At 60.1% G+C, this 23,287-nt stretch carries 20 protein-coding genes, 5 pseudogenes and 1 riboswitch; of the genes and pseudogenes, 8 read left to right on the top strand and 17 right to left on the bottom strand.

What is annotated here, in order from left to right; genetic code table 11:
* The first annotated feature begins 15 nt into the window (after positions 1 to 15).
* Together clsB and AC6I8M_RS09905 are read left to right on the top strand one after the other, a co-directional pair.
* Positions 16 to 1,249: pseudogene (gene clsB, locus AC6I8M_RS09900) on the top strand (cardiolipin synthase ClsB).
* Positions 1,249 to 2,215 (top strand): annotated as a pseudogene (locus AC6I8M_RS09905) (lysylphosphatidylglycerol synthase domain-containing protein). Before clsB ends, AC6I8M_RS09905 begins: the two co-directional pseudogenes overlap by 1 nt.
* A gap of 137 nt (positions 2,216 to 2,352) precedes the next feature.
* Here AC6I8M_RS09905 and AC6I8M_RS09910 read toward each other — a convergent pair.
* From AC6I8M_RS09910 to moaA, 7 genes and pseudogenes are all read right to left on the bottom strand, one after another.
* On the bottom strand, positions 2,353 to 3,060 hold the full coding sequence (locus tag AC6I8M_RS09910; protein WP_010616038.1) for a Bax inhibitor-1/YccA family protein: 708 nt from the start codon (positions 3,058 to 3,060) through the stop codon (positions 2,353 to 2,355).
* A 57-nt stretch (positions 3,061 to 3,117) separates the two neighbouring features.
* Positions 3,118 to 4,212, bottom strand: coding sequence for a DUF1615 domain-containing protein (locus tag AC6I8M_RS09915; protein ID WP_058948685.1), 1,095 nt, complete (start codon positions 4,210 to 4,212; stop codon positions 3,118 to 3,120).
* Positions 4,213 to 4,294: 82 nt separating this feature from the next.
* The gene (moaE, locus tag AC6I8M_RS09920) at positions 4,295 to 4,747 is read right to left on the bottom strand and encodes a molybdopterin synthase catalytic subunit MoaE (RefSeq protein ID WP_010616036.1); all 453 of its coding nucleotides are present in this window, start codon (positions 4,745 to 4,747) and stop codon (positions 4,295 to 4,297) included.
* A gap of 2 nt (positions 4,748 to 4,749) precedes the next feature.
* Positions 4,750 to 4,995: a molybdopterin synthase sulfur carrier subunit gene (gene moaD / locus AC6I8M_RS09925; RefSeq protein WP_010616035.1), complete on the bottom strand. Its 246-nt coding sequence runs from the start codon at positions 4,993 to 4,995 to the stop codon at positions 4,750 to 4,752.
* The gene (moaC, locus tag AC6I8M_RS09930) at positions 4,988 to 5,473 is read right to left on the bottom strand and encodes a cyclic pyranopterin monophosphate synthase MoaC (protein ID WP_010616034.1); all 486 of its coding nucleotides are present in this window, start codon (positions 5,471 to 5,473) and stop codon (positions 4,988 to 4,990) included. Before moaC ends, moaD begins: the two co-directional genes overlap by 8 nt.
* Before the next feature lie 2 nt (positions 5,474 to 5,475).
* A complete protein-coding gene (moaB, locus tag AC6I8M_RS09935; RefSeq protein WP_010616033.1) occupies positions 5,476 to 5,991 on the bottom strand; it encodes a molybdenum cofactor biosynthesis protein B in 516 nt (171 codons plus the stop codon).
* A gap of 17 nt (positions 5,992 to 6,008) precedes the next feature.
* A pseudogene (gene moaA / locus AC6I8M_RS09940) lies at positions 6,009 to 6,993 on the bottom strand (GTP 3',8-cyclase MoaA).
* Positions 6,982 to 7,118: riboswitch (molybdenum cofactor riboswitch) on the bottom strand. Its footprint overlaps the pseudogene before it by 12 nt.
* Before the next feature lie 200 nt (positions 7,119 to 7,318).
* Between moaA and AC6I8M_RS09945 the strand changes: the two are divergent.
* Positions 7,319 to 8,222, top strand: a pseudogene (locus AC6I8M_RS09945) (gluconeogenesis factor YvcK family protein).
* A gap of 30 nt (positions 8,223 to 8,252) precedes the next feature.
* Here AC6I8M_RS09945 and uvrB read toward each other — a convergent pair.
* The gene (uvrB, locus tag AC6I8M_RS09950; RefSeq protein ID WP_010616029.1) at positions 8,253 to 10,274 is read right to left on the bottom strand and encodes an excinuclease ABC subunit UvrB; all 2,022 of its coding nucleotides are present in this window, start codon (positions 10,272 to 10,274) and stop codon (positions 8,253 to 8,255) included.
* 919 nt (positions 10,275 to 11,193) lie between these two features.
* Here uvrB and AC6I8M_RS09955 point away from each other — a divergent pair.
* Positions 11,194 to 11,778 carry an ATP-binding cassette domain-containing protein gene (locus AC6I8M_RS09955; RefSeq protein ID WP_010616028.1) on the top strand — a complete coding sequence of 195 codons (585 nt, stop codon included), beginning with the start codon at positions 11,194 to 11,196 and terminating at the stop codon, positions 11,776 to 11,778.
* Between the two features lie 42 nt (positions 11,779 to 11,820).
* Here AC6I8M_RS09955 and bioD read toward each other — a convergent pair whose 3' ends face one another.
* Genes bioD through bioB form a run of 4 tightly spaced genes read right to left on the bottom strand, consistent with a single transcriptional unit; the run spans position 11,821 to position 15,408 of the window.
* Entirely contained in the window at positions 11,821 to 12,492 is a 672-nt protein-coding gene (bioD, locus tag AC6I8M_RS09960; protein WP_010616027.1) for a dethiobiotin synthase, read from the bottom strand.
* Entirely contained in the window at positions 12,489 to 13,244 is a 756-nt protein-coding gene (gene bioC, locus AC6I8M_RS09965) for a malonyl-ACP O-methyltransferase BioC (protein WP_010616026.1), read from the bottom strand. Before bioC ends, bioD begins: the two co-directional genes overlap by 4 nt.
* Entirely contained in the window at positions 13,225 to 14,376 is a 1,152-nt protein-coding gene (gene bioF, locus AC6I8M_RS09970; protein WP_010616025.1) for an 8-amino-7-oxononanoate synthase, read from the bottom strand. Before bioF ends, bioC begins: the two co-directional genes overlap by 20 nt.
* Positions 14,377 to 15,408 (bottom strand): biotin synthase BioB, encoded by a 1,032-nt coding sequence (gene bioB, locus AC6I8M_RS09975; protein WP_010616024.1) that lies wholly within the window; start codon positions 15,406 to 15,408, stop codon positions 14,377 to 14,379.
* 87 nt (positions 15,409 to 15,495) lie between these two features.
* Here bioB and bioA point away from each other — a divergent pair, with 87 nt between their 5' ends.
* Positions 15,496 to 16,788 (top strand): adenosylmethionine--8-amino-7-oxononanoate transaminase, encoded by a 1,293-nt coding sequence (gene bioA, locus AC6I8M_RS09980; RefSeq protein WP_010616023.1) that lies wholly within the window; start codon positions 15,496 to 15,498, stop codon positions 16,786 to 16,788.
* A 67-nt stretch (positions 16,789 to 16,855) separates the two neighbouring features.
* Positions 16,856 to 17,284, top strand: a pseudogene (locus AC6I8M_RS09985) (kinase inhibitor).
* Positions 17,285 to 17,362: 78 nt separating this feature from the next.
* On the opposite strand, the gene pgl reads toward AC6I8M_RS09985, so the two are convergent.
* The gene (gene pgl, locus AC6I8M_RS09990) at positions 17,363 to 18,358 is read right to left on the bottom strand and encodes a 6-phosphogluconolactonase (protein ID WP_010616022.1); all 996 of its coding nucleotides are present in this window, start codon (positions 18,356 to 18,358) and stop codon (positions 17,363 to 17,365) included.
* A gap of 148 nt (positions 18,359 to 18,506) precedes the next feature.
* Here pgl and AC6I8M_RS09995 point away from each other — a divergent pair, with 148 nt between their 5' ends.
* Positions 18,507 to 19,325: a pyridoxal phosphatase gene (locus AC6I8M_RS09995; RefSeq protein WP_010616021.1), complete on the top strand. Its 819-nt coding sequence runs from the start codon at positions 18,507 to 18,509 to the stop codon at positions 19,323 to 19,325.
* A 180-nt stretch (positions 19,326 to 19,505) separates the two neighbouring features.
* Here the strand turns inward: AC6I8M_RS09995 and modC are convergent, their stop codons facing one another.
* From modC to AC6I8M_RS10015, 4 genes are all read right to left on the bottom strand, one after another.
* Positions 19,506 to 20,564 carry a molybdenum ABC transporter ATP-binding protein ModC gene (modC, locus tag AC6I8M_RS10000; RefSeq protein WP_010616020.1) on the bottom strand — a complete coding sequence of 353 codons (1,059 nt, stop codon included), beginning with the start codon at positions 20,562 to 20,564 and terminating at the stop codon, positions 19,506 to 19,508.
* Positions 20,564 to 21,256 carry a molybdate ABC transporter permease subunit gene (gene modB / locus AC6I8M_RS10005; RefSeq protein ID WP_058948684.1) on the bottom strand — a complete coding sequence of 231 codons (693 nt, stop codon included), beginning with the start codon at positions 21,254 to 21,256 and terminating at the stop codon, positions 20,564 to 20,566. Before modB ends, modC begins: the two co-directional genes overlap by 1 nt.
* Positions 21,253 to 22,026 carry a molybdate ABC transporter substrate-binding protein gene (gene modA / locus AC6I8M_RS10010; protein ID WP_010616019.1) on the bottom strand — a complete coding sequence of 258 codons (774 nt, stop codon included), beginning with the start codon at positions 22,024 to 22,026 and terminating at the stop codon, positions 21,253 to 21,255. Before modA ends, modB begins: the two co-directional genes overlap by 4 nt.
* A gap of 127 nt (positions 22,027 to 22,153) precedes the next feature.
* Positions 22,154 to 22,303 (bottom strand): AcrZ family multidrug efflux pump-associated protein, encoded by a 150-nt coding sequence (locus AC6I8M_RS10015; protein WP_010616018.1) that lies wholly within the window; start codon positions 22,301 to 22,303, stop codon positions 22,154 to 22,156.
* 125 nt (positions 22,304 to 22,428) lie between these two features.
* Here AC6I8M_RS10015 and modE point away from each other — a divergent pair, with 125 nt between their 5' ends.
* Positions 22,429 to 23,211 (top strand): molybdenum-dependent transcriptional regulator, encoded by a 783-nt coding sequence (gene modE / locus AC6I8M_RS10020; protein WP_010616017.1) that lies wholly within the window; start codon positions 22,429 to 22,431, stop codon positions 23,209 to 23,211.
* Positions 23,212 to 23,287 lie beyond the last annotated feature (76 nt).

Here is a 23,287-nt window from a genome sequence, read left to right on the forward strand (position 1 = left end):
CGTGGAGATCTTCTTATGAATTTCAGCTGGCGCGAAGGTAACCAGCTGCGACTGCTGGAAAATGGCGATCAATTCTTTCCGCGCGTCTCCAGCGCGATTCAGCGCGCCCAGCGTACGCTGCTGCTGGAGACGTTTATCCTGTTTGAAGATGAGGTCGGTAAGGCGTTGCACCGCGATCTGCTGGCCGCCGCGCAGCGCGGTGTTAAGGTGGAAGTGATGGTGGATGGCTACGGCTCGCCGGATCTTTCCACCCAGTACATCAACAGCCTGACCGAAGCAGGCGTGCGCTTTATCTATTACGATCCGCGTCCGCTGGTGATGGGCATGCGCACCAACGTGTTCCGCCGACTGCATCGCAAAATTGTGGTGATTGATGAGGAGATTGCGTTTGTCGGCGGTATCAATTTCTCCGCCGAGCACAACACCGATTACGGGCCGGAAGCCAAGCAGGATTACGCCGTGGAGGTGAAAGGGCCGGTGGTGCTGGACATCGCGCGCTATGTACAGCAGGCGATCGGCAGCGAACAGGTAACGCGCCGCTGGTGGGGCGCACGCTCTCAGCGCCTGGCGGTGAACGCCCTGCCCGGTGATGCGCAGGTGCTGTTTGTCTACCGCGATAACGATGAGCACCGCGACGACATTGAACAGCACTATCTGGATATGCTGCGCAAGGCGAAGCAGGATGTGATTATCGCCAACGCCTACTTTTTCCCCGGCTATCGCCTGTTGCGGGAAATGCGCAGTGCGGCCCAGCGCGGCGTCCGCGTGCGGCTGATTGTGCAGGGTGAACCGGACATGCCGATTGTCAAAGTCGGCGCCGAGTTGCTGTACAACTATCTGGTAGACGCTGGCGTTGAAGTGTACGAATACTGCCGCCGCCCGCTGCATGGCAAAGTGGCGGTGCAGGATCAGCAGTGGTCAACGGTGGGTTCCAGCAACCTCGACCCGCTCAGCCTGTCGCTGAATCTCGAAGCCAACCTGATCATCCACGACCACACCTTCAACCAGACGCTGCGCGATAACCTTGAGCAACTGCTGGCTGCGGACTGCGTGCGCGTCGATGAAGACAAGCTGCCGCCGCGCACCTGGTGGCAGCTCACCAAGAGCGTAATCGTGTTCCATTTCCTGCGCCATTTCCCGGCCATCGCCGGCTGGCTGCCTGCCCATACGCCCGGTCGATCCGCCGGTGCAGCCGGAAATGGAAACCCAGGACCGGGTTGAAGCCGATAACGAAGGAGCGAAACCCTGATGAGCAAAAAGAACCCGCGCTGGCAGTTAGCGAAAAAAATCCTTACCTGGCTGTTCTTCATTGCGGTGATCGTGCTGCTGGTGGTTTACGCACGCAAGGTGAACTGGGAGGACGTGTATAAGGTCATCGTCGGCTATAACCGCTACGTGGTGCTGAGCGCCGCCGCGTTAGTGGTGGTGAGCTACCTCACCTACGGTCTGTACGATTTGATTGGCCGCGCCTACTGCGGGCATAAGCTGGCGAAACGTCAGGTGATGCTGGTGTCATTCATCTGTTACGCCTTTAACCTGACGCTGAGCACTTGGGTGGGCGGTGTGGCGATGCGCTATCGCCTCTATTCGCGCCTCGGTCTGCCCGGCGGCACCATCACGCGCATCTTTTCACTGAGTATTGCCACCAACTGGCTCGGCTATATTTTGCTTGGCGGCGTGGTGTTTATTGCCGGCATAGTGCCGATTCCGCCCGGCTGGTTCATCGGCGAAGGCACGCTACGGGTCATTGGTGCGGTACTGCTGGCGATGGTGGCGGTCTATCTGTGAGCCTGTGCTTTCGCGAAGAAGCGCCGCTGGACGGTGAAGGGCCAGCATCTGCAACTGCCCTCGCTGCGCATGGCGCTGTTTCAGTTTGCCGTTTCCTGCGCCAACTAGATGGTGATGGGCACCATTATCTGGCTGCTGCTGGCGCGTGAAGTGGATTATCCCATCGTGCTGGGGGTGCTGTTAATCAAGCAGTATTGCCGAGGTGATTATTCATATTCCGGCGGGCATTAGCGTGCTAGAAGCGGTGTTCCTCGCGCTGCTCAGCGGCCAGCATGCCTCGCACGGTGAGATTATCGCCGCGCTGCTGGCTTATCGCGTGCTCTATTTTATTCTGCCCCTGCTGCTGGCACTGGTGCTGTATCTGTGGCTGGAGAGCCGCGCGAAGCATTTACGGCAGAAGAATGAGCGCAAGATGGCGGCACGATGAGGCGTGCCAGCCGAATCCTGAATCATGTGTATAGATTGCGCCGCTACCGGGAGAGTGGGAGCTGGGCTGACAAGCAGAAACCTTGCCCCCGGCCGTAGCGGCGCGATTATTTTCGCAGCTTTACTGACAGGTGACTATTAGCGACGGTTACCGAAAATCCGCAGCAGCATCAGGAACAGGTTGATGAAATCGAGATACAGCGTCAGCGCGCCCATGATGGAGAAGCGGCGCAGATTCTCTTTATCGTTAACATCGATGCCCTCACCGATGGCTTTCAGTTTCTGCGTGTCATAAGCCGTCAGGCCAACAAATACCACCACGCCGATATAGGTGATCGCCCACATCAGCGCCGGGCTTTTCAGCCAGAAGTTCACCAGCGACGCCAGCAGAATGCCGATCAGCGCCATAAACAGCAGGCTGCCGAAGCGGCTCAGGTCGCGTTTGGTGGTGTAGCCGTAAAAGCTCATGGCACCAAACATGCCCGCGGTAACGAAGAACGTACTGGCGATCGACGAGTAGGTATAAACAAGGAAAATACTCGCCATTGTCAGCCCGGTCAGCGCGGAATAGAGCATAAACAGCCCGGTCGCCACGGCGCCGCTCATGCGCTGCACCATGCCGGAAAGCACGAACACCAGCGCCAGCTGCGCGATAATCAGGCCGAAGAAGGTGATGCGATTGGCAAACACCAGCTCCATGACGGCAGGCGTGCGCGCGGCAAACCACGACACAAACGCCGTCAGCAGTAAACCGCAGGTCATCCAGCCATACACTTGCGCCATATAGGTTTGCAGCCCGGTCGACGCCTGCTGCACGATTGAACCATTACATGGATATCGATCCATGATGCACCTCTTTAAAAGTTACTGATAACGTCAGTGTGAAGTGTACACCACGGATCGTCAACGGCGCGTCATACACTGCTGATATCGCCCGTCAACCCGCTGGGCAAACCACGCGGTGGTGAGATTACGGGTAATTTTCGGACTCTCCAGCTTAATGCCCGGCAGCACTTCGCGCGGCAGACGTTTTCCCGCCATCTTATCGGCGAGCAGAAAGGTCTGTTTCCACAGCGTACTGTCGCTGAAGCTTTCGCTGTCGCCCTTCTCCAGATCGCGGCGAATTTCCCGCGGGCTCATGTCCAGTTGCTTCGCCAGCGTGCGCACCGCCAGTTCGGTGGCGCTCGCCTGTTCGCTGCCGTAGAGGATCAGGTCGCCGTCCAGCGCCAGTTTGATGCCGCTGGCACGCGCCACCGCAGCCTGGAACGCGGCGTTGCGGCTGGCGTACCAGCCGGCGTTGAAGTCGGCGAAGCGATACAGCGGCTGGCTGTACTCCGCCGGATAGCCCAGCAGATGCAGCGTGCCGAAGTAGATGCCGCCGCGCCGGCTAAACACTTCGCGCCGGATCGAACCGTCAATCGGGTACGGATAGCCCTGCGCATACGCTTCGGCGAAGGCAATGCTGACCTGCATCGGCCCGTCGGTGTGGATTGGGTTGAGATTACCGAACAGCTTCTGCCCCATCGGCACCATATCGATAAAATCATCGAAAATGGCGCTCAGCTCTTTCTCGCTGTGCACCTTATCGAGACGTGCCGCGTAGCTCTCGCCGTTGGAGGATTTGATCAGTAAGGCGGTGCGCACCAGAAACGCCGGCACGTGCACGCTGGCGGCGCGGCGGTCAATTTCCGCCCAAGCGATTTTAGGCAGACCCGGCACGCTGGCATCGGCGCTGAAGTTAGATTCCTGATCGGTCACGGCGATTACCGCGCAAATGTTGCTGGCGCTGGCGTCGATGTGCTGCACGCACAGCGCGGTATAGATGTCGTCGGCCCAGGCCGATTTTTGCGTCACGTGGGCGGGCAGCAATTGCTGAATTTGCGCTTTCACGTCAGCGGGCTGGCGGGCCGGCAGCTGCGGCTCCTTTTTGGTGCTACATCCCGCCAGCACCAGCGCAGCCAGCAGCGCTGCGCCTCGTAACATCGTGGTGGTGTTCATCCTGCTCCCTGATAAGCCAGCAAAAACCGTGCCTTACCGTTTTCGTGGCCTGGCGGCTATCGGCGCGGGCGGATTTTGCGCGCTAGTTCCAGCGTTCAGCGGCCTGATGATCGCTGTCGCGGGCATCGACCCAGCGATCGCCCTGCGCGGTGGCTTCGCGCTTCCAGAACGGCGCGCGGGTTTTCAGGTAATCCATGATGAATTCACTGGCGGCAAAGGCGCTGCCACGATGGGCGCTACTGACGCCAACGAACACGATCTCATCACCGGGGAACAGTTCACCTACGCGATGAATCACCGTCACCTGCTGCAGCGCCCAGCGCTGACGCGCATCCGCCACAATCTCCGCCAGCGCTTTTTCCGTCATGCCCGGATAGTGCTCCAGCGTTAGCGCGGCCACGCTGTCGCCGAGATTGTGATTGCGGACTTTGCCGGTGAAGGTGACTACCGCGCCGTCGCTGTCATGCGCCGCCAGCAGCGCATACTCTTCGCCGACGTTAAACGGCGCGCTGCCGACGCGAATGCGGGTTGTCATGCTCAGCCTCCGGTGACCGGCGGGAAGAACGCCACTTCATCGCCGGCGCGCAGCGGATGGTTCATCGGTACCAGCGTCTGATTCACCGCCGCCAGCAGCTTGCCGGACTCCAGCGCCAGCGCCCAGCGATCGCTTTTCTGCGCCAGTGCAGCGCGCAGCGTGGCGACGTCAGCATATTCTGCCACCAGATCCAGCACGGCGGTGCCGGTCAGTTCGCGCACCTGGGCAAAAAACAGCACCTTAATCATGGCGCACCGCCTGGAAATCACCGGATTTACCGCCGCTTTTGCTCAGCAGCAGCAGCTGGTCGATGACGATATCTTTCTGCACCGCTTTGCACATGTCATAGATGGTCAGTGCCGCTACCGAGGCGGCGGTCAGCGCTTCCATTTCCACGCCGGTTTTGCCGCTCAGGCGACAGCGCGAGGTAATGCGTACGCGGCTGTGCTCCGGCTCAGCCACCAGCGTCACCTCGACTTTGCTCAGCATCAGCGGATGGCACAGCGGAATCAGTTCCCAGGTGCGCTTCGCCGCCTGGATGCCGGCAATGCGTGCGGTGGCGAAAACATCGCCTTTGTCATGGCTGCCGTCGAGGATCATTTGCAGCGTGGCCGGCTGCATCAGCACCAGTGCTTCCGCCTGCGCTTCTCGTACGGTGTCAGTTTTGCCGGAGACGTCCACCATGTGGGCTTCGCCGGCCGCGTTGATATGGGTTAACGAGGACATGCTTATAACTTCTTCAAATGTGAGACAAAATTACACGGACGCGTGCGCGCATCCAGCTGTGCTTCAATGATCCGCTCCCATGCGCTGTGGCAGGCACCGGTTGAGCCCGGCACGGCGAACAGCAGCGTCTGGTTGGCCAGGCCGGCCACCGCGCGTGATTGCAGCGTCGCGCTGCCGATCTCCTCGTAAGAGATCATGCGAAACAGTTCGCCAAAGCCGTCAATTTCGCGGTCCAGCAGCGGCGGCAGCGCTTCCGGCGTACTGTTTTTACTGTTAAAGCCGGTGCCGCCGTTAATCAGCACCACCTGCACATCTTCACTGGCGATCCAGCGCGATACCGTGGCGCGGATGCGATAACGGTTGTCCGGGACGATGGCGTGATCGACCACCTGATGCCCGGCTTCGGTCAGCGCCTCACGCAGATAGTCGCCGGAGCTGTCACTGCTGGCGTCGCGGCTGTCAGAGACGGTCATCACCGCCACATTTAAGGCGACAAAGTCGCCGGAAGGTTTACCCATGGCCGTAACTCCTGTGTTTAGCCACCAATGAAGGAGAGGTTCTGCGTGATGCCGGTATTGCCCTGATGCAGGAAATGCGTCTGCTTCTTCTGCCCGAGGCTGTGAGCGATGCGCGCCTGCAGCTCGGCCTGCTGATCGTCTGAGGCCAGCAGATCGCGCAGCGGCACGCCGCCGTCGCCAAACAGGCACAGATGCAGGTTACCGATCGCGGACACGCGCAGGCGATTACAGCTGGCGCAGAAATCTTTTTCATACGGCATGATCAGGCCGACTTCACCCTGATAATCCTGATGGCGGAACACCTGGGCCGGGCCATCGCTGCGGCCGCGTGGCTGGCGCTGCCAGCCCTGCATGATCAGCTGATCGCGGATCACCTCGCCGGACACATGATGACGGCGGAACAGATCGCCGCCCTCGCCGGTTTCCATCAGCTCGATAAAGCGCAGCTGAATGGGCCGGGTGCGGATCCACGCCAGAAAGGTATCCAGGCTGTGGCTGTTGACGTCGCGCATCAGCACGCTGTTGACTTTAACGGTGCTGAAACCGGCATCAAAGGCCGCATCAATCCCCGCCATGACTTCGTGAAACTTGTTCTGCCCGGTAATGGCGTGAAACTGCCGTACGTCGAGGCTGTCGACGCTGACATTGATATAGGTGAGGCCTGCCGCACGCCAGGCGCCGACGTCGCGCGCCATGCGGTAGCCATTGGTGGTCATGGCGATCTGGCGGATCGCCGCGTTGTCGCGCACGGCGGCAATGATATCGGTGAAGTCGCGCCGCATGGAGGGTTCGCCGCCAGTCAGGCGCACTTTTTCGGTGCCCGCCGCCGCAAAGGCACGCGTCACGCGACGAATCTCATCCAGCGAGAGAAAACTTTTGTTGTGCACCGTTCGGCCGGTAGCCGTCGGGCAGGCAGTAGGTACAACGAAAGTTACACACATCCGTGACCGACAGGCGCAGATAATAAAAGCTGCGCGCATAGGCATCTGTAAATTGTGGCACCTGAACACCTTTCCAAAGTACGGGAGATGCAGTCATTTCTTTCTGCACCTTGGCAGCTCGCGGCTGCGGCCAGGCATCCATATCACACGACTTAGGAACGCAAGGCTTGGGAGTCTGTTGTCATTGTGGACAACACGGTTAAAGCAAATGGTAGCGCGATTTGACGCTCGCATCCATCGGCATTTATCGCTATATATATATATATTGATACATAACGTTATTTCACCGCATTTTCGCGACAGGATACGGTAAAATGCGCGACAGATATTGATACACATCAGTCTAACGCCGTCTGCACCTCACGTGCGGCGTTTTAAGGAGCAGCATGAATCGTACCTTGGCAGATTTGGATCGCGTGGTGGCACTCGGCGGCGGCCACGGCCTTGGCCGCGTGATGTCGGCGCTGGCGCCGCTGGGCTCACGCCTGACCGGGCATCACCACCACCACCGACAACGGCGGATCCACCGGCCGCATACGCCGTTCAGAAGGCGGCATTGCCTGGGGCGACATGCGCAATTGCATTAATCAGCTGATCACCGAACCCAGCGTGGCGTCCGCCATGTTTGAGTACCGCTTTACCGGCAACGGCGAACTGGCCGGGCATAATCTGGGCAATCTGATCCTGAAAGCGCTCGATCACCTCAGCGTGCGTCCGCTGGAAGCCATTAACATTATCCGCAACCTGCTGAAAGTGGATGCGTTTCTGATTCCGATGTCGGAGCAGCCGGTGGACCTGGTCGCGCAGGATAGCGAAGGCAATATGGTATACGGTGAAACGGCGATTGACGAAATGAAGCAGGCGCCGGAAGAGCTGATGCCGCACCCTAACGTAGTGCCGACGCGCGAAGCGCTGGACGCCGTCGCCGAGGCCGATTTGATCCTGATTGGTCCCGGCAGCTTTTACACCAGCCTGATGCCGATTCTGCTGATGGAGGAGATGGCACGCGCGCTGCACCGGACGCCCGCCACCATGGTGTTCATCGGTAATCTCGGGCGCGAGCTGAGCCCGGCGGCGGCCAGCCTGACGGTCGCCGACAAGCTGGCGATGATGGAAAAAGCCATTGGCAAACGGGTGATTGACGCCGTAGTGGTCGGCCCGTCAGCAGACACGCGCGGCGTCAGTGAGCGGTTGATCGTGCGCGAACCGCTGGAAGCCGCCGATATCCGCTATCGTCACGACCGCCAGCTGCTGCGCCGCGCGCTGGAACATGCCATTCAGGCAGTTTAGCCGGCGCGCAACGCGACCGTCGGCCTCACATTAAGAGGCGGCGATAAACAGTTCACGCAGCTCGTGCAGCTGGTCGCGCACCCGCGCGGCCTCTTCGAACTCTAGGTTTTGCGCGTGCTGCTGCATCTGCCCTTCCAGCTCGTGGATCTTCTTCTGCATGGCCTGAGGCGTGAGCGCCAGATAGCTTGCCTCGGCTTCGGCGGCAATGCGTGTAGCCGTTTTACCTTTGCCGCGCGTTTTCACCACGTTTTTGCCCAGCTCAAGAGTATCGGTGATTTTCTTGTTCAGGCCCTGCGGCACAATGCCCCGCTCTTCGTTATAACGCTGCTGCTTCTCGCGGCGGCGCTCGGTCTCTTTCATCGCCCGCGCCATCGAGGGCGTGATCTTATCTGCGTAGAGAATCGCTCTGCCGTTGACGTTACGCGCCGCGCGTCCGATGGTCTGAATCAGCGAGCGCTCGGAGCGCAGGAAGCCCTCTTTATCGGCGTCCAGAATCGCCACCAGTGATACTTCCGGCATGTCCAGCCCTTCGCGCAGCAGGTTGATCCCCACCAGCACGTCAAATTCCCCGAGGCGCAGATCGCGAATGATCTCCATACGCTCAACGGTATCAATGTCGGAGTGCAGATAGCGCACCTTCTCGCCGTGCTCTTCAAGATACTCGGTGAGGTCTTCGGCCATGCGCTTGGTCAACGTGGTGACCAGCACGCGCTCGTTGATTTCGACGCGCTTGCGGATCTCCGACAGCAGATCGTCGACCTGGGTCGCCACCGGACGCACCTCAAGAATCGGATCGAGCAGACCGGTAGGCCGCACCACCTGATCGATGACGTCGCCGCCCGATTTCTCCAGCTCGTAGTTACCTGGCGTGGCCGAGACGTAAATGGTCTGCGGTGCCAGCGCTTCAAACTCTTCAAAGCGCAGCGGACGGTTGTCCAGCGCTGACGGCAGGCGGAAACCATACTCCACCAGCGTCTCTTTACGCATGCGGTCACCGCGATACATGCCGCCAATCTGCGGAATAGTCACGTGGGATTCATCGACCACCAGCAGGCCATCCGCCGGCAGGTAATCAAACAGCGTCGGCGGCGGCTCGCCCGGTCCGCGTCCGGAGAGATAGCGCGAATAGTTTTCAATGCCCGAGCAGTAGCCGAGTTCATTCATCATTTCGAGGTCAAACTGGGTGCGCTGAATGATGCGCTGTTCTTCCAGCAGTTTGTTGTTCTCCAGCAGCACTTTGCGCCGCACCGCCAGCTCATCCTTAATCTCTTCCATCGCCTGCAGAATACGCTCGCGCGGCGTAACGTAGTGCGTTTTCGGGTAGATGGTGAAACGCGGAATCACCGAGATCACCTGGCCGGTCAGCGGATCGAACAGCGACAGACGCTCAACCTCTTCATCAAACAGCTCTACACGCAGACCAATGTCATCCGATTCCGCCGGGAAGATATCGATCACTTCGCCGCGCACGCGGAAGGTGCCGCGCTGGAAAACCTGATCGTTGCGGGTGTACTGCAGTTCGGCGAGGCGGCGCAGGATGCTGCGCTGGTCGATGATCATGCCGCGCGTCAGATGCAGCATCATTTTCAGGTAGAGATCGGGATCGCCCAAGCCGTAGATGGCAGAAACAGACGCCACCACAATCACGTCGCGGCGCTCCAGCATCGCTTTGGTGGCAGAGAGACGCATCTGCTCGATGTGCTCGTTTACCGCTGCATCTTTCTCGATGAAGGTATCCGAACTGGGCACGTACGCTTCCGGCTGATAGTAGTCGTAGTAGGAAACGAAGAACTCGACCGCGTTATCCGGGAAGAACTCTTTCATTTCGCCATACAGCTGTGCCGCCAGCGTTTTATTCGGTGCCATTACCATGGTCGGCCGGTTGAGATCGGCAATGACGTTGGCGATGGTAAAGGTTTTTCCTGAACCGGTAACCCCCAGCAGCGTCTGGTGCGCCAGTCCATCCTCCAGCCCTTCTTCGAGGCGACGAATCGCCTCAGGCTGATCGCCTGAAGGTTTGAAAGCGGAGTTGAGTTTAAAGGCTTTACTCATGGTATTACTGTTCCTGCTGAAGAAGTCGGCGGGCAGGCTGGTAATTCTACTCTGCTATGGCGATTTTGCCAGAAAAAAACACTGGATATAATCATAGGCATGCTGCACGATGATGGGGAAATCCCGCGATTCGCTTCAGCGTAATTTATGCGGTAATCCGGAAGCGTTTATTGCGCAAGGTTATCCCCAGACGAGCAACGCTTTTAACAATTGTCAATAGAGCGTCATTAAATTGCAGTCTGATGACAAGCCAGACAATTCTCAGGCTTGCTTTTAAATAACTTGCTGATTTAAAAGACATTGACTCAAAAGCCCAGTTTCGCAGCATTATGTACGCAACCCGCGTATTTCCTCGCTTGCGCCCGGTTTTCAGTCGCTAATGCACAAGGTTATCCACAGAAATCGTGGATAACTGAATCCAGCTCCACGTCCATCGGCTGTGTATAATTTTCCCCTCGCTTATCCTGCCGTGCGAAAAAATTTTTTTTTGCGATTATTTTTCCATCATCCCGCGCGGCTTTAACTATTCTTTTGGCGTACCCCATAGTGCCGTAACGGGAAAAAGCCCAGCGTTAAGGCCACTTATTTCTTCAGTCCCTGCCTTATGACAGTACAGATGCACCAGAAACGTTAAGCAGTCAGCACCGTCAAAGTGCAGGCGAGTTATTATTGTGGGTAATTGTTAAGCTTTTCTCATCATTTATGGTGAATTTCGCTGCCTTTTACCCCTGTTGAGGCTGCTTTGGCGGATCTGGCCTAGGAATTGCAGCAAATTAGCGGTGGAGTGACGAGTCCATGCCGGCAGGATGAAGAAGCGCCGCCGGCGACAGCAGTGTCCCAATAGCCATTGTGCATGACTGTATGCCAGACGACACAGAGCGGGAGCATTCAGGCGAATAATCTGGAAGGAGAATGTCAGATGCTGAGTTTACGTTCGGTGAATCAATTTTACGGTCAGAACCATATTTTATGGGATGTGGATCTCGATCTGCCGCCAGGCACCTGCACCGGCGTGCTGGGCAGCCCGGGGATGGGCATCGGCTACGTACCACAGGGCCGCCACATCTTTTCCCAGATGAGAGTGGAAGATAACCTGCTGATTGCGCTGATGGCGGCACAGGACGATCGCAGCCGCGCCATTCCCCAGATGGTGTTAGATCTGTTTCCGGCGCTCTACTCGCTGCGTCATCAGCGCAGCGGCGAACTGCCGATGGATCAGCAGCAGCTGGCCCTAGCGCGCGCGCTGGTGCTGCAGCCGAAACGGCTGATCCTTGATGAACCCACCGAAGGCATGTCGCCGTGGCTGGAGGAGGAGATGGGGAATCTGATTCGCCGCCTGAACCGCGACTATGGCCTGACGATTTTGCTGCTGGAACAGCATGTGTCATTCTTTCGCCGCGTGGCGGACTATTTTCTGCTGCTGCATCGTGGCCGCAACGTGGCGCAGGGCAGCGTGGCGCAGCTGGATGATGTAACGGTGAGTAAGTGGTTAACGGCCACCTAGCGTCGGTAGCCTGCGGCGCAGGGTGCTGCGCCGCCGCGCGATTTACTGTGGCAGGGTAAGGTAACGACCACAGTCGGCCTGCTGTGCCGCGCTGCTCAGCCACGGAATCTCGCCGAGGAAAGGGGCCGCAATGCGCTGCTGCAGCGTCGCCAGATACTCCGCATGTCGCTTACCCGGCGGCTGGATGTCATTGGCAATCCAGCCGGCAAGGCGCAACCCGCGCGCCTTAACCGCCTCCGCCGTCAGCATGGCGTGGTTGATGCAGCCGAGCTTAACGCCGACCACCAGAATCACCGGCAGCTGCTCGGCGGCGACCCAGTCGGCGTAGGTTTGCGTCGCGGACAGCGGCGTGAACCAGCCGCCCGCGCCTTCCACCAGCACCCATTCAGCCTGCTGCTCCAGCGGGCGTAAGCCAGCGGAGAGCCGGGCAAATTCAATCGGTCTGCCCTCCTCCGCGCTGACGATATGCGGTGACGTCGGTTCAATGAACGCCAGCGGGTTCACCTGCTCATAGCTCAGCGGCAGGCTGCTGTAACGCTGGAGCGCCAGCGCGTCGCTGTTGCGCACGCCGTCTGGCGTGACCTCGCAGCCGGAGGCCACCGGTTTGTAGCCGGCAGTGCGTAATCCCGCGGCGCTGGCCGCCTGCAACAGGGCGCCGCTGGCGACTGTTTTGCCCACTTCGGTGTCAGTTCCGGTAATAAACCAGCGTGTCATTTGCGTAAAACTCCATACATCAGGTGATAACTGAGACGATAGCCGTGCGCATCCTGTGGCCAGTGCTGCTCCAGCTGCGCCAGCTGCGGGCGCGTCAGCAGGGCCGCGTGTCGCCCATCGTGCAGATGCGTCGCGCCGATGCCTTTCAGCGAGCGCATGGCGCTCAGCGCGCTGGGGAAATGCAGCGTTACGATCTGCGTCTGGCTGCGCAGCGGCAGGCCCGCGGTAGCCGCGGCAAACGCGTCGCTGCTGAGGAAGCGATTGGCGTGACGCCGACCATCGATCTGCGCCCACGCCTGGTGCACCTCCTGCAGCGAGCCGTCGAGCAGCGTCGAGAACAGCACGCTGCCGCCCGGGCGCGTCACGCGCAGAAACTGCTGCAACGCGGTGCGTAGATCGCTGCTCCACTGCACCGCAAGATTGCTCCAGACGCCGTCGACGCTGTTATCTGCCAGCGGTAACTGGTCGATATCGCCCTTTAAATAGTGATGCGCCGAGTGCTGTTCGCGCGCCGCCTGCAGCATCGCCGGTGACAGATCCAGCGCGCAGACCTGGCGACCGCGATCGCGCCAGTAGCGGCTGAACCAGCCGGTGCCGCAGCCGGCATCCAGCAGCTGCGGGCCAAATCCGGCCGGTGCCAGCGCCAGCAGCGCCTCGCCGCTCTGGCGCTGCAACTGAGCATGCTGTTCGTAGTGCGCGGCCGCCCGGCCAAACGCCTGCGCCACCGCCTGTTTATTCACCTGCAGCGTCATACAGCGCCTCCAGCAACGCGTCGATATCTTCGGGATGATGCGCGGCGGTAAGCGTAATACGCAGCCGCGCGGTGCCCGGCGGCACCGTCGGTGGCCGGATAGCGCTCACCCAGCAACCGGCCTGCGCCAGCCGCTGCGCCAGCGCCAGCGCGGCACGGTTTTCGCCGACGATCAGCGGCTGAATGGCACTGTCAGAGACCATCAGCTGCCACGGCAACTGCGCCGCACCCGCGCGAAAGCGGGCAATATTTTGCTGTAACCGCGCGCGCAGCGCGTCGCCCTGCTGGATCTGCGCCAGCGCCGCCAGCAGCGCACAGCACTGCGCCGGCGGCATGGCGGTGGAATAAATTAAATGGCGCGAGAACTGCTCGACGTAATCCGCGGTGGCATCATCACACAGCAGCGCTGCGCCGCTAACGCCGAAGCCTTTACCAAAGGTCACCACCAGCAGTTCCGGTTTCACCCGCTGCTGCCAGCAGCTGCCGCGCCCCTGCTCGCCGGTGACGCCAATGCCGTGCGCATCGTCCACCAGCAGCCAGCCGCCCGCGCGCCGGGTTTCGGCTGCAAGTTCGGCCAGCGGCGCACTGTCGCCATCCATGCTGAATACGCCCTCGGTCACCACCAGCGTGCCGCCTTCCGCGCGCGTCGCCAGAAGCTTCGCCAGGCTGGCCGGCTGGTTGTGGGCAAAACGGCGCAGCGTTGCCGGACTGTGACTGGCGGCATCCAGCAGCGAGGCGTGCGCCAGTTTGTCAGCGATAATGCGATCCGACTTTTGCGCCAGCAGATGGATCACCGCCTGGTTGGCGACAAAGCCGGAGATAAACAGCAGCGCGCGCGGGTAGCCGAGCCAGGACGCCAGCTGCTGCTCCAGCTGCGCATGGTGACGGCTGTAGCCGGTGACGTGGCCGGAAGCACCGGCACCGACGCCCGCCTCGCGCACGCCCTGCTGCCAGGCGGCCATCACCGCCGGATGCTGGCTCAGGCCGAGATAATCATTGCTGGAGAAGTGGCGATAGCGCTGCCCGTCGAGGGTAATTTCACGCACGCTGTTGTGCTCAATGCGCCGCCGCTGCCGCCAGCCATCGGCAGCACGCTGCGCCGTCAGCGCCTGCGCAATACGTTCAGACCACATTTACACGGCCGCGTTATAGAACTGCGCGCTGTCGGCGTGCAGCAATTGCTCGCTGAGCTGATGCTGCTGTTCGTTGTCGCCCGCAGTCGTTGCGGTGTGCTCCGGATTCAGGCCCAGCTTGCGGAACAGGATCAGATCTTTGTCCTCTTCCGGGTTCGGCGTGGTCAGCAGCTTGCAGCCGTAGAAAATCGAGTTGGCACCCGCCATGAAGCACATCGCCTGGGTCTGTTCGCTCATCTGCTCGCGACCGGCCGACAGGCGCACGTGCGAGGTCGGCATCATGATGCGCGCCACGGCAATGGTGCGGATAAAGTCGAACGGCTCGACGTCATCGTTATCCGCCAGCGGCGTGCCTTTGACTTTCACCAGCATGTTAATCGGCACGCTCTCCGGCAGCGTGGGCAGGTTGGCCAGCTGCACCAGCAAACCGGCGCGGTCGTTCACCGTTTCGCCCAGCCCGACAATGCCGCCTGAGCACACTTTGATGCCGGCGTTGCGCACTTTATCCAGCGTATCAAGACGCTCCTGATAGGTTCGGGTGGTGATGATGCTGCCGTAAAACTCCGGCGAGGTGTCGAGGTTATGGTTGTAAAAATCGAGCCCGGCGCTGGCCAGCCGCTGCGCCTGATCGTGGTCAAGCGTTCCCAGCGTCATGCAGGTTTCCATGCCCATGGCTTTCACGCCCTGCACCATCTGTTCAAGGTACGGCATGTCGCGCTCGTGCGGGTTTTTCCACGCCGCGCCCATGCAGAAGCGGCTGGAGCCGGCTGCTTTGGCCTTGCGCGCTGACTCCAGCACCGCTTCCACCTCCATCAGGCGCTCGGTTTCCAGCCCGGTTTTGTAACGCGCGCTCTGCGGACAGTATTTACAGTCTTCCGGACAGGCGCCGGTTTTGATCGACAGCAGCGTGCTGACCTGCACCTGACGCGGGTCGAAGTGCTGGCGGTGCACCTGCTGTGCTTCAAACATCAGCTCGAGAAAAGGTTTATCAAATAGCGCCTGAGCCTGAGCCAGTGTCCAGCGATTAGCCATTGCTTACTCCAAAAAAGGGGGTTCATCCTGACGATTAACGTGGTTATACTTGTAAACTAAATCTTTTCAAAATGATTTACAAGACAGATGTTCACACAGGACGACCTCCGCTTTGACCGCCAGCATATCTGGCATCCTTACACCTCAATGCGCGATCCGCTGCCGTGCTATCCGGTGGTGGTCGCGCACGGCTGCACGCTGCAGCTGGCCGATGGACGTGAGCTGGTCGACGGCATGTCGTCGTGGTGGGCAGCGATCCACGGCTACAACCATCCGCGCCTCAATCAGGCGTTGCAGCAGCAGATGGCGCAGATGTCACACGTGATGTTCGGTGGCATCACCCATCCGCCAGCCGTGGAGCTGAGCCGCCAGCTGATCGCCATGACGCCCGAGGCGCTGGAGTGCGTGTTCCTCGCCGATTCCGGCTCGATCGCCGTCGAAGTGTCGATGAAAATGGCGCTGCAGTACTGGCTGGGTCGCGGAGAGACGCGGCAGAAATTCCTCACGCTGCAGCGCAGTTATCACGGCGATACGTTTGCCGCCATGTCGGTCTGCGATCCGGAAAACTCCATGCACAGCCTGTGGCGCGGCTACCTGCCCGAGCATCTGTTCGCCCGCGCGTCGCAGTGTGGCTTTGACGATGACTGGGATAACAACGATATTGCCGATTTCGCCCGGCTGGCCGAACAGCACCATCGCAGCATTGCCGCGGTAATTCTGGAACCTATCGTGCAGGGTGCCGGTGGTATGCGTTTCTACCATCCACGCTATCTGCAGCAGGTGCGGGCGCTGTGCGATCGCTACGGTTTATTGCTGATCGCCGATGAGATCGCCACTGGCTTCGGCCGCAGCGGCAAGCTGTTTGCCTGCGAGCACGCCGGTATCACACCGGACATTATGTGCCTCGGCAAGGCACTGACCGGCGGCACCCTGACACTTTCCGCCACCCTGACCACGTGCGACGTCGCCGATACCATCAGCCGCAGCGCGGCGGGCTGCTTTATGCACGGTCCGACGTTTATGGGCAATCCACTGGCCTGTGCGGTGGCGGTCGAAAGCCTGAAGCTGATCAACGAAGGGCACTGGCCGGCGCAGGTGGCGGCGATTGAGCAGCAGCTGCGTGCGGAACTGCTGCCGCTGCGCGACCATCCGATGGTGGCGGATGCGCGCGTGCTGGGGGCGATTGGCGTGATTGAGACCCATCAGCCGGTGAACATGGCGGCGCTGCAGCAGTTCTTCGTGGAACGCGGCGTGTGGATTCGCCCGTTCGGTAAGCTGATTTACCTGATGCCACCTTATCTGATTTCTGCCGCACAGCTGACGCAGCTGACAGCGGCGCTGCGCGCTGCGCTGGCGGTGGACGGCCACTTTAAGCCCTGACACCGCTGGCACTCGCCGCCATTTTCCACCATCATGGAGAGCAGTACACAACAGGAAAGGAGAGATCATGCGCGTAGTGAGCCAGGATTTTAACGATGGCGATAATCTGTCGCTGCACCTAGCATGGGATGAGGTGCCGGCCGGCACCAAAAGCTTTGTGGTGACCTGCTACGATCCGGATGCCCCGACCGACTCCGGCTGGTGGCACTGGATGGTCGCCAATATTCCGGCTGAGGTGACCGTGCTGTCACAGGGCGCCAGTTCCAGCGTGGCGGAACTGCCGGAGGGTGCCATTCAGACGCGCACCGATTTCGGCCAGAGCGGTTACGGTGGCGCAGCGCCGCCGCAGGGCGAATAGCATCGCTACATCTTTACGGTGCATGCGCTGGACGTGGAGAAAATTGAGGTGGACGAAGGTGCCAGCGGCGCTATGGTCGGCTTCAACGTGCACTTCCATGCGCTGGCCAGCGCGTCGATCACGGTGAAATACGCCTGATCGCATAAGGTGCGCATCGCTGCGCACCCTGGCAGAGGTCGCCGTAGATGGCGACCCTGCATGACCGAAGAGCGTTCCTCAGACCAGCGCGTGAATCACTACCCACATCGGACCCTGACCCACGGCGTAACGCGCCAGCGGTTGCAGCAGGCCACGATCACCGATGCGATAGACTTCAATGTGATGCGATTTCTGCCCCGCCGCCACCAGATACTGACCGCTGCCATCAATGTTAAAGCCACGCGGCTGAGTTTCGGTCGGCTGATAACCCTCAATCGTCAGCACCGAGCCGTCCTCACTGATACTGAACACGGTCAGCGTGCTGCTGGTGCGGTCACAGGCATAGAGGAAGCGACCGTCCGGGGTGATATGGATATCCGCTGCCCAGCGTGTGTCGCTGAAGCCCGGCGGCATCATATCAAGACTCTGCACGCGCTCGACTTGGCCGTTAACATTGTTCAGCGCCCAGACGTCGACGGTGCTGTCCAGTTCATTAACCACATAGCCATACGCGCCGTTCGGGTGGAACGCCATCTGACGCGGGCCGGCGCCTTCTACGGTGGTCACCTGCGGCTGCGCGCGCGGCGCCAGCGTGCCGTCCGCCTGCAGCTGATACAGGCAGATGCGATCCTGTTTCAGCGCCGGCACAAACAGCGTCTGGTTGCTGAGGTCGATATTCGCCGAATGGCAGCCCTCCAGCCCGTTAATCACCTGCAGCGGTGCCTGCGGCAGGCCGTCGCTGCCAATCGGGCTGATGCTGACGCAGGCATCGTTATATGAGCAGCAGAACAGATAGTTGCCCTGGCGATCGGTAGAAATGTGAGTCGGGCTGCCCGGCAGCGGCGCTTCACCGGCCAAGCTCAACGTACCGTCGGCCGCAATGCGGTACGCCAGTACGCGAAAATTCGGACGCACGCCGACATAGAGAAAATCTTTCTTCGGGCTCACCACCATCGGCTGCACCTGGCCGGCCACATCCGTGACCTGCAATAACGTCAGTGCGCCATCTTCCTGCATCTGCCAGGCGTGGATCTGCTGGCTCTCGGGACTGGCGGTATACACGACTTGTTTCATGCGTTTTCCTTTTTCGCTGCCTGATGAAAAACAGTAACTGTAGCGCGTTTCACCGCCGCGCGCTGGGCTGATTTGTGCCTTGCTTTTTGTCTCAGGGCCGCTGGCGGGTGTAGACTTAACGCTTTGCTAACTCCGGACGGAAAGTGTAATGAGCTACCGCGTAATCGCCCTTGACCTCGACGGCACCCTGCTGACCCCAAACAAAACCATCCTGCCAGAATCCCTTGAAGCCTTAGCCCGCGCGCAACAGGCTGGCGTTCAGGTGCTGATCGTCACCGGTCGCCATCACTGCGCGATTCACCCGTTTTATCAGGCGCTGCAGCTGACAACACCCGCTATCTGCTGTAACGGCACTTACCTGTACGATTACCAGGCGCAACGGGTGCTGGCTGCCGATCCGCTGGAAAAAAGCCAGGCGGCGCGGGTGATTGAGATGCTCGATCAGGAGAATATTCACTGCCTGCTGTATGTCGATGATGCGATGCTGTATCAGGAAGCGACCGGCCATGTGACGCGCACCCTCAACTGGGCGCAGTCGCTGCCGGAAGCACAGCGCCCGCTGTTTGTGCAGGTGCCGAGTCTGGCGCAGGCGGCGCACGACGCGCAGTCGATCTGGAAATTTGCCCTGTCGCATCCGGATACCCGCGCGCTGCAGCAGTTTGCCGAACGCACTGAACGCGAGCTGGGTCTGGCGTGTGAATGGTCGTGGCACGATCAGGTCGACATCGCCCAGGCCGGCAACAGCAAAGGCAAACGCCTGGCGCAGTGGGTGGCGAGCCAGGGTCTGAGCATGCAGGACGTGCTGGCGTTTGGCGACAATGATAACGATCTCAGCCTGCTGGAGCAGGCCGGGCTGGGCGTGGCGATGGGCAATGCCGATGACGCCATCAAAGCGCGCGCGCGCAAAGTGATCGGTACCAACCTTGAGCCGGGCATTGCGCAGGTGATCTACCAGGAAGTGCTGTAACGCCAGGTTGGTCGCGGCACAAGGCATCAGTAAGGTTGACCGGAAAAAAGCGCGAAAAATCGGGCCGCTACAGAGGGTGCTTCGTGTGATTACTGCAGCGGTAAATCGCACATCCGGTAGCGGCGCGATTAATCGCGCTCATCCGCAGACCGGACGTACCGCGTTGTCGTCCGGTTTGTTTTACGCGGTAATCGACACGCTCTTGATCTGCGCATACAGCCACTGATCGGGCCGGATATTCAGCTCGTCGCGCGCCCACGGTGAAATGCGCGCCCACAGCTCGCTGACACCGATGCGCAGCTTCACTTCGACCTGGTCGTCCAGCTCCAGCAGCTCCACCACCTGCGCCGGTAAAATATTGCGGATCGAGGTATTTTGCGGCGGCTGCAGCGCCAGCGACACGTCCGCCGAGGCGATACGGATGCGCAGTACGCCTTTCACCGGCTGGTTTACCCGGCTGACCCAGATGTGCTGATCGCCAAGCGACAGCGCGGTCATCGGGTAATCCGGATGCTGCTCCAGCACCTGCACGCGCAGCACGCTGCTGCGCTCGGCCGCCGGCAGCCATGGCCGCATCGCGCTGCTGCTCCACACTTTTTCCAGCGCGCCGAAGGCTTTGACGTTACCGTTATCCAGCACCAGCACCTGATTGGCCAGCTGGACAATCTCCTCCAGGCTGTGGCTCACGTACAGCAGCGGAATCTCCACCTGCTTCGCCAGCTTCTGCAAATAGGGCATCAGCTCGCGCTTGCGTGGCAGATCAAGCGACGCCAGCGGTTCGTCCATCAGCAGGATATTCGGCGCGCTCAGCAGCGCCCGGCCCATCGCCACGCGCTGCTTTTCGCCACCGGACAGCGAGGCCGGATAGCGATCCAGCAGCGCGTCCAGTCCCAGCAGCGTCACCAGCGCCCCGAACTGCGCCTTTATTTTAGGCGCCATGCCATACTGCAGATTGCCGCGCACGCGATAGTGGGGAAACAGGCGCGCATCCTGAAACACGTACCCGATGCGGCGTTTTTCCGGCGGCAGATTGATGCCGCTGTCGCGGTCAAACAGCAGACGATCGTTAAGCGCAATCTGGCCGCTCTGCGGCTGCGTCAGGCCACTGATGGCATTGATCAATGAGGTTTTTCCTGCCCCGGACACGCCAAAGATCGCGGTGATGCCGCTGGCCGGAATCTCCACATCGACGTTGAGCTGATGCTCACCGAGCTGTTGCGCAATGTTGATTTTCAGCATCAGGCCGCTCCCAGTCGCTTGCGGCCCCAGCGCGCCAGCAGCTCCGAAGCCACCAGCGACAGCAGCGCCAGCGCAATCGCCACCGCGCACAGCCGCGCCGCGGTGCCTTCCGCACCGGGCGTTTCAATCAGGGTAAACATGGCTGACGGGATGGTGCGGGTTTCGCCGGGAATGTTGGATACAAAGGTAATGGTGGCACCAAACTCACCCAGCGAGCGGGCAGACGCCAGCACGGTGCCCACGATGATGCCAGGAAAAGTCAGCGGCAGCGTGATGGTAAAAAACCCACGCCAGCGGCCCGCGCCTAAGGTCCGCGCGGCCTGCTCCAGCCGGCTGTCTACTGCTTCCAGCGCTAGGCGAATGGCGCGCACCATCAGCGGAAACGCCATCACCGCCGAGGCCAGCACCGCACCGCGCCAGCTAAAGGCGAAGGTCACGCCGAACCAGTCATACAGCCAGCGGCCGATCAGGCCGCGCCGTCCCACCGTCAGCAGCAGCAAATAGCCGACCACCACCGGCGGCAGCACCAGCGGCAGGTGAATCAGGCTATCGAGCAGGGTTTTGCCGGGAAAGCGACAGCGCGCCAAAATCCAAGCCATCAGGATGCCAAACGGCAGGCTGCACAGCACCGCCACGCAGGAAACTTTCAGGCTGAGGAACACGGCCTGCCATTCGGGATCGCTCAGTATCATCTCTTCGGCGTAAATCCATACTGTTTAAACACGGCAGCGGCATCCGGCCCCTGCAGATAGTCATAGAAGGCCTGCACCGCTGCGTTCTGGTGATCGCTGACCACCGCCATCGGGTACTCTACTGGTTTGTGACTCGCTTCGGGGAAGCGTCCGACCACCTGCACCTTATCACTGGCTACCGCGTCGGAACCGTACACGATGCCATACGGCGTTTCGCGTCGCTCCACCAGCGCCAGCGCGGCACGCACGTTGTTAGCCGGTGCGAGCCGTGAAGACAGCGTGTCCCACGCGCCCAGCTTTTGCAGCGCTTCTTTGGCATAAATGCCCGCCGGGACATGATCCGGATCGCCCACCGCCAGGCGCTCGCCCTTAAGCAGGTTCTGCCAGTTGGTCTGCGCATTGATGGTCACCGGCTGCGCGTGCGCGCTTTTTGCCGCCACCAGCACCAGATCATTGCCCAGCAGCGTGTAGCGCGTACTGCCGATCACACTGTTTTTCGCCACTGCATCGTCAATCCACTGCTGATCGGCAGAGATAAACAGATCCGCCGGTGCGCCCTGCTCGATTTGCCGCGCCAGCGTCGACGAGGAAGCGAATGAGGATACCACTTCAACGCCGCTTTTTTGCTGATATTGCGTGGCAATCTGCTGCATCGCATTGGTCAGCGAGGCCGCAGCGAAAACAGTAATTTTTTCCGCCGCCAGCGCCTGACCCGACAGCGACACGGTGACCACGGCAGCCGCCGCCCAGCGATAAAGCGAATTTTGCATAGAGAGCTCCTGGTTACGTTATATAGTTGATAATACAACGCGAGCCTGAAAGCTGTCATGAGCTTTATATCGGCAAAAACGGCGGGAAGTTAAGGGCAAAACGCCCGCAGCGTGCGGGCGTTAAAAATCAGTGGTGTGAGCTATTGGCGGGACGATCGTCGCGGCGGCCAAATTTAGAGATGACGTTAAAGACTTCACCTAGGCCATAAATCAGATCCAGCATAATCGCCATCACGATGGGCGCCATGATGATGGCGACCGCCAAGCTTTTTAACATTCCAGCATGGAAACCTCGCGCAAAGAGTAAAAAAGTGATTGTAACGGCTGGAGAAAAAAAGGCACTGCCCTTTTCGTGCTTTTACTTTAGGCCTTACAATTGGCGCATTCACCTAAGGAGCTGACATGCAGGCAGAACTCTCTCTTCAAATCCGTCTTCAGCAGAAACTGTTTGCCGATCCGCGCCGTATCGAGCTGCTCAGGCGCGTGCAGGAAACCGGCTCCATCAGCCAGGGCGCCAGACTGGCGGGCATCAGCTATAAAAGCGCCTGGGACGCCATCAATGAGATGAATCAGCTGGCGGATCAGACGCTGGTCGAACGCGCGACCGGCGGCAAAGGCGGCGGCGGTGTCCGGCTGACGCGCTACGGCGAGCGATTGATCCAGCTGTTTCAGCTGATGGAGCAGATCCAGCAAAAAGCCTTTGACGTGCTGCAAAACGACAGCCTGCCGCTCGACAGCCTTCTGGCGGCGATCGCCCGCTTTTCCCTTCAAACCAGCGCGCGCAACCAGCTGTTTGGCACGGTGCAGGCGCGCGATCGTCAGCAGGTGCAACAGCATGTTGAGGTACTGCTGAACGACGGCGTGACGCGCCTGCAGGTGGCCCTGACCGAACGCAGCGCGGAGCGGCTGCAGCTCGACAGCGGTAAAGAGGTGCTGGTGCTGATCAAAGCGCCGTGGATCCGCCTGACGCCTGACGCCGCAGAGGGCGATAATCAGCTCCCGGGCCTTGTCCACGCCATCGAACCCGGCGAGACGCAGAGTGAAGTGCTGATTGCGCTGGCGGGCGGTGAAATACTGTGCGCCACCGTCCCCAGCCAGACGATCCGTCAGCATAATCTGCAGCCCGGCAGCGCCGTGACCGCCTCTTTTAATGCAGAACACGCCATCATCGCCACACTGCTCTGATCTGGCCGCCATGATTTGACTTCATTTCGCTGGCTCGCTACAAATGTAGCGACTTGATGCAGAAAACGGAATAAAT

Source organism: Type-A symbiont of Plautia stali, from assembly GCF_059731155.1.